Annotated in this window: 6 protein-coding genes; 2 read left to right on the top strand and 4 right to left on the bottom strand. The window is 62.9% G+C overall.

The window, feature by feature from the left end:
* Positions 1 to 34: 34 nt before the first annotated feature.
* Positions 35 to 5461 carry an alpha-2-macroglobulin family protein gene (locus tag ACR0DJ_RS17245; protein WP_480685807.1) on the top strand — a complete coding sequence of 1809 codons (5427 nt, stop codon included), beginning with the start codon at positions 35 to 37 and terminating at the stop codon, positions 5459 to 5461.
* A 36-nt stretch (positions 5462 to 5497) separates the two neighbouring features.
* A complete protein-coding gene (pbpC, locus tag ACR0DJ_RS17240) occupies positions 5498 to 7534 on the top strand; it encodes a penicillin-binding protein 1C (RefSeq protein ID WP_480685805.1) in 2037 nt (678 codons plus the stop codon).
* On the opposite strand, the gene ACR0DJ_RS17235 is transcribed toward pbpC, so the two are convergent.
* The 4 genes from ACR0DJ_RS17235 to ACR0DJ_RS17220 are packed head-to-tail and all read right to left on the bottom strand — an operon-like array spanning position 7531 to position 14208.
* Positions 7531 to 9573 (bottom strand): hypothetical protein, encoded by a 2043-nt coding sequence (locus ACR0DJ_RS17235; protein ID WP_480685804.1) that lies wholly within the window; start codon positions 9571 to 9573, stop codon positions 7531 to 7533. The two genes, pbpC and ACR0DJ_RS17235, sit on opposite strands and share 4 nt — an antisense overlap.
* On the bottom strand, positions 9570 to 12332 hold the full coding sequence (locus tag ACR0DJ_RS17230; RefSeq protein ID WP_480685803.1) for a DUF4159 domain-containing protein: 2763 nt from the start codon (positions 12330 to 12332) through the stop codon (positions 9570 to 9572). The genes ACR0DJ_RS17235 and ACR0DJ_RS17230 overlap by 4 nt, the downstream gene beginning before the upstream one ends.
* Positions 12329 to 13204, bottom strand: a complete 876-nt coding sequence (locus ACR0DJ_RS17225) for a DUF58 domain-containing protein (RefSeq protein WP_170346772.1) — start codon at positions 13202 to 13204, stop codon at positions 12329 to 12331. The genes ACR0DJ_RS17230 and ACR0DJ_RS17225 overlap by 4 nt, the downstream gene beginning before the upstream one ends.
* Positions 13201 to 14208: an AAA family ATPase gene (locus ACR0DJ_RS17220; protein ID WP_425079929.1), complete on the bottom strand. Its 1008-nt coding sequence runs from the start codon at positions 14206 to 14208 to the stop codon at positions 13201 to 13203. Before ACR0DJ_RS17220 ends, ACR0DJ_RS17225 begins: the two co-directional genes overlap by 4 nt.
* Positions 14209 to 14224 lie beyond the last annotated feature (16 nt).

Here is a 14224-nt window from a genome sequence, read left to right as displayed (position 1 = left end):
CCATGCAAGGCTGAGCCCAAATAGGAGGGCACCTATGCGTCGCTTTGTTTTTATTTCAATGACTTACATAATTTTCCTTCTGATCCTTCCCGCTGCCGTTCTGGCGCAGGGCGCGGTGCCTGAGTTCCGCTATGTCACCTCTCGGGACACGGATTTTTATGGCTCGGATCTGGATGCTCTGTTCGACACCGATCTGAAGTCCTGCATTCAGGCCTGCTCGGCAAACGCGCAATGTACGGCGTTCACCTACAACACCCGGTCCGATGCCTGCTTTCCCAAAAGTGGCGTGAACCGGCAAGAGGCGTATCAAGGCGCATTGTCCGCGCAAAAGGTGCCAAGCGCTGAACAGACCCTAACCTTGGGAAAAACGCGCGAGCAAGCACTCAGCGTCCTGAGTTCTGACGATCTGGGTCACGCAAGAAAACAAGCCCGCGATCTGGGGTTCCTGCACCCGGCAGGAGGGTATGATCTGCAAGCCGTTCTGGATGCCGCGCGCGACGCGGGCAGTGTCACGCAAGCGATGCAGTGGACCGGCGTCGCCGTATCGCTAAGCGACCGCGCGGATCTTTGGGTGGAATATGCGCGCCTGCTGCTGGCCATGAACCCTTCGGGTTGGAACGAGCGGCGCGACCTGCGCAACCGCGCGCTGAATGCGGCGATCAATGGCTATCTGCGCGCCGATGGTCCCGGCTCCCAGATCGCTGCGCTGATGACCCTTGCAGAGGCCCTGGAAGAGGTTGAGCGCGGGCGCGACATGATCCCTGTTCTTCGACTGGCCGAGCAGGTGCAACCGCGGGAAGACGTATTGGCCGCCTTGGACAACGCCATCGGTAAATATGGCTTCCGCGTGGTCGACAGCTCGGTCGAAAGCGATGCGGCTGCCCCCAGGATTTGTATCGAATTCTCGGAATCGCTGGTCAAGGCCGGGGTCGATTATGATCCCTTCGTTCAGCGTGACGCTGACGGGCTGGTCGTGCAGGCCGAGGGCAGGCAGCTTTGCGTCGATGGGGTTGCGCATGGCCAGCGCTATCGCCTGACATTGCGCGAAGGCTTGCCTGCCGCCTCGGGCGAAGCACTGAACCGCAGCATTGAACTGACCCATTATGTTCGCGACCGGGCACCTTCGGTTCGGTTTCCCGGGCGCAGCTATATCCTTCCGAAATCTGCCGACGCGGCCTTGCCTGTCGAAACGGTCAATGTCACCAAACTTGACCTGACCCTGCGGCGGGTCAGTGATCGGAACCTGTTGCGTGCCGTGCAACAGGGTTTTTTCGGCCGCCCGCTCAGCGAATGGCAGGAAGAGGAATTCTCGGACCAGATTGCCCAGGACATCTGGACGGGTACTGCCGAGGTTTCCAACCAGTTGAACCAGACCATGACGGCACGTCTTCCCATGGCCGAAGCGATCTCGGATCAACCTGCTGGTATCTATGCATTGACCGCCCGCGTTCCGGGGGCCGATCCCTATGACGATCCTGGCGCAACGCAATGGTTTGTTCTTTCTGATCTGGGGATCAGCACCGCCCTTGGCACTGACGGGCTGCACGTGACCGTGCGCGGGCTAAGCGATGCAGTACCGCGCCAAGGTGTCGAAGTTTCGCTGGTCTCAGGGGCCAATGCCGTCATCGCATCGGCACAGACCGATGAAACCGGCTATGCTAGGTTCGATCCGGGCCTGACGCGCGGCAAAGGGGCCAGTGCGCCTGCTCTGGTGACGGCTGCACTCGATGATAGCGATTTCAGCTTTCTCTCGCTGACCGATCCTGCCTTTGACCTGTCGGATCGCGGCGTTGAAGGGCGCGCGCCGGCGGGGCCGGTCGATGTCTTTCTGACCACCGACCGAGGTGCCTACAGGGCCGGCGAAGTGATCCACGTCACTGCCCTGTCCCGCGATGGCAAGGCGCTGGCCATCGAGGGCCTGCCTCTGACTGCGATCCTGTATCGCCCGGACGGGGTGGAATACCGCCGGTCGGTCTCGGATGGCGGCGTTGCCGGGGGCCATGTCTTTGCCCTGCCCGTGGCCGCAGACGTACCGCGTGGCGCATGGAGGGTTGAAATCAAATCCGATCCCAAGGGCGATGCACTGGCGCGTCAGACCGTGCTGGTCGAGGATTTCCTGCCCGAACGTATCGATTTTGACCTGACCCTGCCCGACGCACCTTTGCGCCCCGGCGACAGTCCACCGCTTTCGATCGACGCGCGCTATTTGTTCGGAGCGCCGGGGTCGGACCTGAGCATCGACGGGCAGGTCATCGCGCGCCCGGCGGACACGGTTCCGGGCTATGAAGGCTATCGCTTTGGTCGCTATGATGCAGAGACCTCGATCAAGAGCACATATTTCGGAGACATGCGCACAGACGCAACGGGGCAAGCAACAGTGGCCGTCGAAGTCCCTGTATTAGAGACTGAAGGAAAGCCAATCGAGGCCGAAATCATCGCCCGGCTGGCCGATGGCTCGGGCCGCCCGGTCGAGCGTCGCCTGACCGCGCCCGTCTTGCCGCCGCACCCTGTTATTGGTGTCAAACCCCTGTTCGACGAAGTCATCCCGGAAAGCACCGAGGCTGCGTTCGAGATCGTTGGCCTCTCGCCTGAGCTGACGCCCATTCCGATGCGTCTGCGCTGGACGCTGAACAAGATGGAAACGCGCTATCAATGGTACCAGCTTCACGGCGACTGGAATTGGGAACCGACAACGCGCCGCACCCGTGTCGCCACTGGCGAAGTAGACGTTTCCTCCGACCCTCTGACGCTGACACAGCCTGTGGAATGGGGGCGCTATGAACTGGTGGTGCAACGCGTAGACGGAACATATACCGAAACCGCCGTCGATTTTTATGCGGGCTGGTATCAGGCGGCTGATGCGTCAACCACGCCGGACCGGCTTGAAATGTCATTGGATCGCGACAGCTATCGCATCGGGGATACGGCGCAGTTGCGGATTGTACCGCGAATGGCCGGTGTCGCTCAGATCGAAGTCCTTTCGAACCGTCTGATCCATCGCCAAATGGTGGAAGTGCCGGAAGGTGAAACTCTGATCCCCATTGAGGTAACGAAGGATTGGGGCGCCGGGGCTTATGTCACCGCAACCGTGATCCGCCCAATGGATGTTGCAGCCGGTCAGAACCCGGCGCGGGCAATGGGCGTGGCCCATGCCAGCATCGATCCAGAGGAACACAAACTCTCCGTAACTGTCGATGTGCCCGAGGTCACCGCACCACGTCAGACGCAAAAAGCCCGTATCAGGGTCGAAAACGCCGTGGACGACGAACCGGTCTGGCTGACGCTGGCCGCCGTCGACGTGGGCATTCTGAACCTCACCGGGTTCGAAAGCCCGGACCCGCAAGGATACTATTTCGGGCAGCGCCGTCTGGGCGTTGATCTGCGGGATGTCTACGGGCGACTGATCGACGGCATTACCGGAGCCATGGGCACCGTGCGCTCGGGCGGCGACAATGACAGCGGGATGCGTCGCCAGTCTCCGCCGCCGACGCAAGACCTGATGGCCGTGTTCAGTGGCCCCGTCGAGATCGGCGCGGATGGTGAGGTTGAGATCGACATTCCCCTTCCCGCTTTCAACGGAACCGTTCGGCTGATGGCCGTCGCATGGTCGCACAAAGCCGTCGGCCAGGCCGAAGCTGAAATGATCGTCCGCGACCCTGTGGTCGTCACCACCAGCCTTCCGCGCTTCCTTGCCCCAGGCGATCAAAGCCGCATGCGTCTTGAGATCGTCCATGCGGATGGCACACCCGGGGAAATGGCACTTGGCCTGAGCGCCTCCAACGGTTTAGAGCTGGGTGCGGCACCATCCAGCTTTGTGCTGGAGGACGGCGGCAAGGCGGTTTTCGAGATCCCGATCACGGCCAGCGCCGTCGGCGATCCTGAAATCAGCGTCTCGATCACCACTCCTGATGGGCGCGACCTGTCGCAAACCCTTCGGATGCCCGTGCGGGCCAATGATCCGGTGATTGCCCTGACACGGCGTTTTGCCTTGGGCGCAGGCGGCAGCTTCCTGTTTTCACAGGACGTGTTTGACGGGTTCCAGCCGGGTTCGGCCAAGGCCATCCTGTCCGCCGGAGCGTTGGCAAAATTCGACACACCCGGACTGCTGGATCAGCTGAACCGTTATCCCTATGGCTGCACCGAACAGATCACCAGCAAAGCGCTGCCGTTGCTGTACCTGTCATCCGTTGCGCAAGCCTCGGGGCTGGGGGATGGTCCGGTGGTGGATCAGCGCATTGCCGATTCGATCCGCAGCATCCTGACCCGTCAGGCCGCGAACGGAGCCTTTGGTCTGTGGCGCGCAGGCAGCGGGGATTTCTGGCTGGACGCCTATGTGACCGACTTCCTGTCCCGTGCCCGCACTCAGGGACATCCCGTGCCGGACCGGGCTTTCGCTCAGGCAATGGACAACCTTCGGAACAGGGTCAATTACGCGCCTGATTTTGACGAAGGCGGTCAGGACATTGCCTATGCTCTGATGGTTCTTGCGCGGGAAGGTGCGGCCTCGATGGGCGATCTGCGCTATTACGCGGATGTCAAAGGGGATGCCTTCGACACCCCTCTGGCGGCGGCACAATTGGGCGCAGCCCTGGCCTCTTACGGCGACCAGACCCGCGCGGATGCGATGTTCAACCGTGCCGCGCGGATGCTGGATCGGCAACAGAACCAGCAACAGAACATCTGGCGCGCTGACTACGGCACCCACCTGCGGGATGCGGCCGGTCTGTTGACCCTTGCCACGGGCGCGGGCAGCGAGGCGATTGACCGCGATGCTTTGATCCAACGGGTGAGCACGGGCCGCACGCCGCTGTCCACGCAGGAGGCCACGTGGTCATTGCTGGCGGCGCACGCGCTTGTGTCTGACCCAACGGGATCGGGCTTGATGGTCAACGGCGCGCCGGTTTCCGGTCCGTTCGTGAAGGTTCTGCAATCCGGGCAGGCGGATGAGATCAACATCACGGCCGCCGACGTTCAGGCGACGGACATCACCTTGACGATCACGGGTATTCCGGAGGTTCCGCCCGAGGCGGGCGGCACCGGCTACGCGATCGAACGCCGGTACTATTCGATGGATGGTGATTTGATCGACGCAAACAGCTTTGCCGTGGGTGACCGGTTCGTCACTGTACTGCAAGTAACACCGTTCGAAAGCGGCGGTGCGCGGTTGATGGTGGACGATCCACTGTCCGCCGGGATCGAGATCGACAACCCGAGCCTGCTGCGCTCGGGCGATGTGCGGGCACTCGACTGGCTGGACCTGTCCGACGCCACCCATACCGAGTTCCGTTCGGACAGGTTCCTGGCCGCCGTTGATTTGTCCGGTCGTGAGACGGTAACGCTGGCCTATGTGGCGCGCGCCGTAACACCGGGCGTGTTCCATCATCCTGCGGCCTCGGTCGAAGACATGTACCGCCCGCAGAACCGTGCGCGTACGTCGACCGGACGGGTCGAGATCCAGTGATCAGCCTTGCGCCATACCGCTGCTTGGGTGGCTGTCATGCCTAGGCGGTCGCGGCTTTTGTTTGCGCTGGCCGGAGCACTCTACCTGACGGCACTGGCGCGGGATGGTGTTGACCGCTGGGTCGACGCCACAACCCTGCCTCCCGTTCTGGCTGAAACTTCGGTCGAGATGCGAGACCGGAACGGCGACCTTCTGCGTGCATTTCCAGTCGAGGATGGCATCTGGAGGCTACGGCCCAGCGCCGTCGATCCGAATTTCATCGCCATGCTGATCCGGTACGAGGATAAACGGTTCTGGACCCACGCCGGAGTGGACTTCATCGCGATGCTGCGGGCCGCCGGGCAAAGCCTGTGGAACGGGCGTAACGTGTCGGGCGGGTCCACCCTGACCATGCAGGTGGCACGGTTGATCGAAGATGGCACGACCGGGCGCTGGAGCGGGAAATTTCGCCAGATCAGAGTCGCATTGGCGTTGGAGCGGCGTCTGAGCAAACAGCAAATCCTGAACCTTTATCTGACCCACGCCCCCTATGGCGGCAATCTGGAAGGGCTCCGTGCCGGTGCCCGCGCGTGGTTTGGAAAGGACGCCGCCCGGCTGACTCCCGCACAGACAGCCCTGTTGGTCGCATTGCCGCAATCCCCCGAGGCCCGGCGTCCGGATCGCAACCCACAGGCCGCCCGAGAAGCGCGTGACCGGGTGCTGCGCAGGCTTGAACGCCATAACGTCCTGACCGGTGCTGAGGCGCGCGCGGCCATGACCGAAACCCTTCCGGGTCGGATGAATCCGTTTCCGCGCCTTGCACCGCATCTGACTGACCGTGTGGTGCGGCAAGCACCCGCAATCCAGGCCTTCGACCTGACCCTGGATGCCGGATTGCAGGCCCGGCTGGAAACCTTGGTGGCCCAGGCCGCCACCCGTGTCGGACCGCGCGTTTCCGGGGCCCTGATCGTGGCCGATCATCGCAGCGGCGAGGTTCTGGCATCGGTCGGATCTGCCGGGTACCAGGATGCGCGTCAGGGGTTCGTGGATATGACCCGGGCCGTACGGTCGCCCGGATCGACCCTGAAACCTCTGGTCTACGGGCTGGCCTTCGATCAGGGGCTGGCCCATCCCGAGACCCTGATCAGCGACAGCCCCGTCATGTTCGGTCGGTACGCGCCGCGCAATTTTGACGGCGCATTCCGTGGAGATGTCCGGGTGCGGGATGCATTGCAATTGTCGCTGAACATCCCCGTTGTACGGCTGACGAATGAGCTGGGGCCCGTTCGTGTGATGACGGCATTGCGGTTGGCCGGCTCGGAACCGCGTCTGAAGGGCGGCACACCCGGATTGGCGATTTCTTTGGGCGGCGTGGGGTTGAGCCTGCACGATCTGGTACAGGTCTACGCCACCCTGGCAGCTGGAGGCACAGGCCCGATCCTGCATCATGACGTTCTGGCAGACGCCCAGCGCACCCCGCGCGTTCTGTCAGAAACCTCTGCCTGGCAGGTTGCGGACATTCTGGCCGGGCTCGCGCCACCGGCAGGCGGTGCAACAGGGTCGCTTGCCTACAAGACCGGCACGTCTTATGGCCACCGCGATGCCTGGGCCATCGGCTTTGACGGGCAGCACGTCATCGGGGTCTGGCTGGGCCGCGCCGATGGAACGCCTGTTCCCGGTGCATTTGGGGGCGATCTTGCCGCGCCGCTTCTGGCCGAGGCTTTCAACCTGTTGAAACCCGACCTCACGCCCCTGCGTCCACCGCCACCCTCGACCCTGCTTGTCGGCGCGGCCCAATTGCCGCAACCGTTGCAGCGATTTCGCCCCCGCACGACAGCTTTCAAGGATGATCCCTCGGCGCCGGACCTGCTGTTCCCGCCAGATAACGCCGTGTTAGAGACGTCAGGAGCACCATTGACGGTCAAACTGCGTGGGGGCGTCGGGCCGTTTTCCGTGCTGGCAGATGGCGTACCGGTGCTGACCGGGCAGCGGCGACGAGAGTTCGAAATCCCCAATCCGGGGACCGGCTTCACCTCACTTGTCGTGGTGGATGCGCAAGGTCAGTCCGACAGGGCGTCAATCAGGATCGATTAGCGCCGCCCTTCGCGCAGCCAACCGCCCAACAGGAAACCTCCTGCCAACAGCAAAACCAGCCAAGGTGGCAGCAGACCCGCCTGGGTCACATCCCGTGTCTCGTAGGCATCGCGCGGGGTCAGACCGATCCAGCCCCGACCAGCCGCCGGACGCCCGGCGCGCACGTTGCGGATCGACGGCAATCCATCTTCCAAACGGATCACGCCGCCACGCATGCCGGCCAGAACCGGTTCAAGAACATCCCCCGTTGCGATGGTGCGTTCAAACTCCTTCGGCGCGGCGGGACCAAGGCCAATCACGGCTGTATGGTCGCCTTCCTGCAAACGGTAAAGACCAATCTCAGGCCCAAAATATTGCGCTTCGAACCGCCCCGGAGAGACCTCTTGCAAAGTGATTTCCAGCGTTTCGCCGTTCGGACGCGTCACAGTCACCGGACCCACATCATCCCCAAGAGTCTGTCGAATGATGCGCATGGACTGCCCGTTGGCTTCGGCCCACAGCGCCTCTTCCTCAAGCTCGGGTTCCTTCATCATCCAATGGGCCAGCCTGCGCAAAAGCTCCAGTTGTGGGCCGCCGCCTTCAAAGCCACGGCTCCACAGCCAGGCGTGGTCCGAAGCCAGCATCGCGACACGCCCTTCTCCAACTCGGTCCAGAACCAGCAGGGGGCGTTCGTCAATGCCTGTCATCAGAACCTCGCCCGAGCGATGGTTCACATCGATCTGGCGCAACCAGGCCCCCCAATCCTCGGAATCGCCAAGATTTGTTGTCACCGGATGGCGCTGACCCAAGTCGCTGACCTTCGGAACATAGCGTTCCTCGAAGACACGCGCAGAGGGTTGAGCCGGCAGGATCGGTGCCAGCGGCGACCGGAAAATGCTGTCAGCTCCGGCGAAATCGCGACCGGCCGCAATCAGAACGGCGCCGCCATCGTTGATATAACTGGTGACGTTGTCCAGATAGATCGCAGGCAGGATGCCGCGCCGCTTGTAGCGGTCGAAGATGATCAGATCGAAATCGTTGATCTTTTCCAGAAACAGTTCACGCGTTGGGAAAGCGATGAGTGAAAGCTCGTCGACGGGCACGCCATCCTGTTTCTCGGGCGGACGCAGGATGGTGAAGTGCACGAGGTCTACGGAACTGTCGGATTTCAGCAAGTTGCGCCATGTGCGTCCACCGGGATGCGGCTCACCCGAGACCAGCAACACGCGCAGGCGATCCCGAACGCCGTTCATCTGGATCAGCGCGGTGTTGTTGCGGTCGGTCAACTCACCTTCGGCCTGAGGCACGGAAAACTGGATCACGTTGCGCCCGCCATGCGGCAGGGCGACAGGCAGTTCGACGTCCCGACCGATTGGAATACTCAGCTGCTGCGGCTCGCCACCATCCACGGAAATCTCCAGCGGCGCTGTCGCGGCACCCGCGGGGGCTGCACCGCTGTCTTCCACGCGCAGGGTCAAAGTCACTGATTCTCCGATGATGGCAAAGGCCGGCGCGTTTCGGACGATAAGCCTGCGATCCCAGTCGTCTGCACGCCCGGTTTGCAACAGATGCATCGGCGCCGGCAATTCCGGGGCCTGATCGGCATCATGCACGATCCCGTCCGATACCACCAGAATGCCCGCAATGCGCGCGCGCGGTTCTTCGGCCAGGGCTTCATTCAGGGCGGCCATGACCTGCGTGCCCTCATCCCCGTCACCGTCGCCGACCCGAATGCGGCGCAGTTCCGTATTGTCCCGCGCCTCGATCTCGGCGGCCAGATCTTCGGCGGCCTGCGCCGTTTGTTCGGCCCGGTCCGAAAGTGTCTGGCTGGCGCTTTCATCCTCGATCATCAAAACGATATCCGTCAGCGGCGCGCGGTCCTCGACTTGATAGACCGGACCGGACAGTGCCGCGATGACAACCAAAGCCGCCAATCCCCGCAGGGCCCAGCCCGACAAGCCGCGCCACAAGGCCAGACCTACTCCGACCGCGGCAATCGCCCCCACAGCAGCCAAAAACGGCCACGGGATCAGAGGGTCGAATATGACGGTTCCGGTCATTGTCCCAACCTGTCCAAAAGGGCGGGCACATGGACCTGATCGGATTTGTAGTTCCCGGTCAGAACGTGCATCACCAGATTGACGCCAAAACGATTGGCCAGTTCGCGTTGCCGTTCCCCGGCATAGCCACGACCGACAGGCAACAGGGCCTGCCCGTTGCGATCCACGGCCCAGGCCCCGGCCCAGTCATTGCCGCCGATAACCACCGGCGTCACATTGTCGTTGAGGTTGCGGAATGGCATCCCCTCGATCTGTTCGGCATCCCCGGGCGCAGCTTCGACCCAAACTTCTGCGCCGGAATAGCGACCCGGAAAATCCTGGAGCAAATAGAATGTTCTGGTCAGGACGTGATCGCGGGGTATCGGCTCTAATGCCGGGATATTCAGCGGTCCGGCCAGTTGCTGCAACTTGCGGCCATTCGGACTGGATGCGCCGAAACCGGCAATATCCGCATCACGCGTGTCAAACAGGATCATCCCACCCGAGCGCAAATATGCGTTCAGTTTGATATACGCCTCAGCCGAAGGTTGCGGCTGGTTCGGTGTAATGGGCCAATAAAGCAGCGGAAAGAATGCAAGCTCGTCTCGCTCCAGATCAACGCCGATGGGGTCCGCCGGTTCGACAGAGGTGCGAAAGAACAGGGTTTGTGCCAAGCCCCGCAATCCGGCCTCGGCAATGTCGTCCACCTGCGCGTCACCCGTCAGCACATGCGCCAGCACAAGTTCTTGCGTTGCCGCCAGGGCGAACTCGGTATCTTCGGGCGTCTGCGCCTGTACGTCCGGCACCAGCAGAAAAGCCGCCAGCGCCGCAGCCGTCGTTCGGGCCAGACCCAACCTGCCCGACAAAGCCAGAGAGGCAATTACGTCAACCGTCAGCAAGATCAGTGCGAGGCTGAGCAACAGGCCACCAAGCGGGGTTTCGGTGCTGATTTCCTGCCCCTTGATCGGCACATTGGCGGGCCAGGTCACCGGGCGCAGCTCGGTTTCTTCCGAGACCACGTTCAATGCCAGCTTCTGTTTGCCGCTTTCATAAAGACCCGGACGCAGCTCTGGCCCGATCCGGCCCGAGATCAGCTGAACCCCATCCACACCGGCCAGCGTTCCGGCATCCGACAAGGCCCCAAACCCGTCCATGATCTGAACCGGTTCCCACGTGGTGCCCTGCAACTGCGCCTCTTGCCGCGACTTGGCTGCCGAAGCCACGGCCAAACGGTCCAGCATCTCGACGAACAGGCCTGACAAGGGCAGGCTGGACCATTCGGCATCCGCAGTGACGTGAAACAGCACCACCTGCCCAAGTCCCAGTGCCTTGCGCGTCACCAATGGAGTGCCGTCGGACAGCGAAGCAATCACGCGATCCGCCAAGTTAGGGTCTGGTTGGGCCATGACTTGTGTCGAGACAACCACGTCATCCGGGATAGCCAGGCCGAAAAAAGGAGAGTTCTCGGGGAATGGAGCCAGCGTCTTGGCTTCGCCCCAGCTCATCGCGCCGCCGACGGATCGCCCACCGCTGCGAAGCCGCGCCGGCAACAGGGTGTCTTCGGTGTCCCTGCCCAGATCGCTGGCCGCCATGCGCGGACCGGCAAAACGCAGCAGCAGCCCACCCTGTTCGACCCATTCGATCAAAGCAGCCTTTTCCGGTTCAGACATCTGGGCCACGTCCGACAGGACGATCACATCCGGGTTGGCGGGCAAAACCTCAAGCAGGGCGCCATCCACAAAATCCGCGGTCGGACTCAGGACCTGTGTCAGGTAATGCAGAGGCGACAACAGCTCCAGCCCTTCACGGTTGAGGGTTCCGGCAATCAGTGCAACCTCGCGCCGGCGCAAACTGTCATCGGTCAGGGTCACGGCCCCGGCGGACCTTTGGCCCTGAATTTCAAACCGCGTGATCCGGGCGCGCAATTCCGACGGCAGTGCCAGATCGGCCTGCGCCGTGGTTTCGCCGGCTTCAAGGGTCAGCTCAACGGAATGCAGCACCCGGGCCGTGCCCGCCGGATCACGGCCTTGCGCCAATACCGTCACGCGGTCTTCCGGGCCGGGGCCCGCGCGCTGAACGGTCAATTGGATCAGCCCGTCCTGATAGGCCGCAGGCCGGATCGCAACGGGCCGAGACGCCGCCTGATAGACCGTCACATCACCGCGCGCCTGAAGGCTGGACACCAGCTCAGCGTGGTCTGCATAGCCCAGCCGGTCACTGAACCAATGGGTATCAAACCTGCCGTCAACGGCGTTCAACGCGCCAATGGTCTGAGCAATCTGATCCGCATTCGGCTGCCAGGGGTTCGGGGTCAGCCCCGGCAAACGCCCGCGCCACGCTTCCGCAGCCTGAAATACAGGTGTTTCCGGCTCTGTCAGGCGCAAAATCGCAACCGTGCGGCCCGCGCGCCCGGCTTCGGACAGCTGGGTGTCGATTTGGTCAAGTGTCGCCGGCCAGCGCGCGGCACCGGCCCAACTGGCATCCAGCACCAGCAGCAGCGGCCCGGTTCCGGTTTCATCCCGTGACGGGTTCAGAACCGGCCCTGCCAGCCCGATGATGATCGCAGCCGCCGCCAGCATCCGCAGCAGCAGCAGCCACCACGGAGTGCGGTCAGATACGCTTTCGTCATCCTTCAGGCCCAGCAGCAGCGTGACCGCCGGGAACAAGCGGCGGATCGGTGCGGGCGGAACAGCGCGCAGGATCAGCCACAGGATCGGCAGGGTCAGAAGACCCAGCAACACCCAGGGCGCGGTAAAGCCGATGCCCGCCAGAACCGTCATCGCGTTCCCCCGTCCAAGGCCCGATAAAGCCACAACAGAGCCGCCTGCGCGCTGTCGCCCGTGTGATGCAGGCCCAGTTGCCAGCCCGTCGCTCGGCATAACTGCGTCAGCGCGTCCTTGCGGCGTGCGAGGCGTTCCAGATAACGATCCCGCAACTCAGCAGCCTTGAGCGTTTCGTGTCGGACGGACCCTCCGACGCTTTCGAAGATGGTGCGCCCGCGATAGGGAAACGACTCCTCACCCGGATCCAGCACTTGCAGAACCACGCCGCGCACGCCACGGTCGGCGGCTTTGGTCAGGGCCAGTTCAACTTCATCCATGGGGCCCAGAAAATCAGAGATGAACACGGCGCGGGCATGAGGGATCATGGCGCGGTGTTCGGGCGGGGCGTAATCCGCTTGATCATCCTCGGACCAGGCCTGCGCCAGCCGGATGATCTGCGCATTGCCGCGCCGGGGCGGCAAGGTGGTGCCGGTCAGGCCGACACGTTCACCACCGCGCACCAGAAGGATGGATGTCGCCAGCCCCAACAGCCGGGCGCGATCCGCTTTGGTCGGCAGGGTCTTGTCGGATGCAAACCGCATTGAAGCCCCCTGATCGACCCACAGCATCACGGATTGCGCGATCTGCCATTCCCGCTCACGTACAAACTGCTGATCCCCCCGCGCCGAGCGGCGGTGATCGATCATGCGACGGCTGTCGCCGATCTGGGCCGGACGGTATTGCCAGAAATCATCCCCCATGCCGGACCGCCGTCGACCGTGGTCGCCCAGCAGAACGGTACCTGCCAAATGCTCGGCCCGCGCCAACAGGGGCGGCAGCCGTGATGCCTCGGCTTCGGATCTTTCGCGAAGGGTCAGCGCGGCATTCACGCCGCGGCCTCGGTCCGGATCAGCCCGACAGCGGTCGAGTCGATCAGATCAGCAAGGCTGTCGCCACGCGCCCGTGCCGCAAAGTTCAGTGCCATCCGATGGCTGAGCACCGGGCGCGCCATGTCCAGAACATCCTCGGCATTTGGCGCCAGACGTCCCTGCAACATGGCACGCGCCCGCACCGTCATCATCAGCGCCTGCGCTGCACGAGGGCCCGGGCCCCAGGCCACGGTTTCGGCAACCCGTTCGGACACACCGGATTCTTCGGGGCGGAAGGCCCGCACCAGATCAAGGATCAGCTCAACGACGGATTCTCCGACCGGCATCCTACGCAACAGGACCTGCGCGGCCAGCAACTCTTCCTTGCTGAAAATCTGATGCGCTTCCTCTTCTTCAACCCCTGTCGTGGCCAGCAGAATATCCCGCTCGGTCTGACGGTCGGGGTATTCGACATCGATCTGTACCAGGAACCGGTCAAGCTGCGCTTCGGGCAGCGGATAGGTGCCCTCCTGTTCAATCGGGTTTTGCGTTGCCAGCACGTGGAAGGGCGTACCCAATGAACGATCCTCGCCCGCTACGGTCACTGTACGTTCCTGCATCGCCTGCAACAGCGCCGACTGAGTCCGCGGACTTGCCCGGTTGATCTCGTCCGCCATCAACAGCTGACAGAAGATCGGGCCGGGAATGAAACGGAAATGGCGGCTACCATCGTCGGCAGTATCCAACACCTCAGAGCCCAGAATATCGGCGGGCATCAGGTCGGGCGTGAACTGAATGCGGTTGCCATGCAGGCCCATCACCGTTGACAGGGTCTCGACCAGACGCGTTTTGCCCAGCCCCGGCAGACCGATCAGAAGGGCATGGCCGCCACACAAAAGCGCGGTCAGCGTCAGGTCCACGACCCTCTCCTGCCCGATGAAGCGGCGGGTGATCGAGGCCTTGGCCTCTTGCAGCTTGTTTTCCAGCGCTTCGATCTCGGCTACGAGGTCGGCAGGTTCGGTCATGACTTTCCCTTCCGTG

It is taken from the genome of Ruegeria sp. BF10, assembly GCF_056538725.1.
Note: the sequence above shows the minus strand (reverse complement) of the source record. Positions and strands in the feature narration are given on the sequence as shown.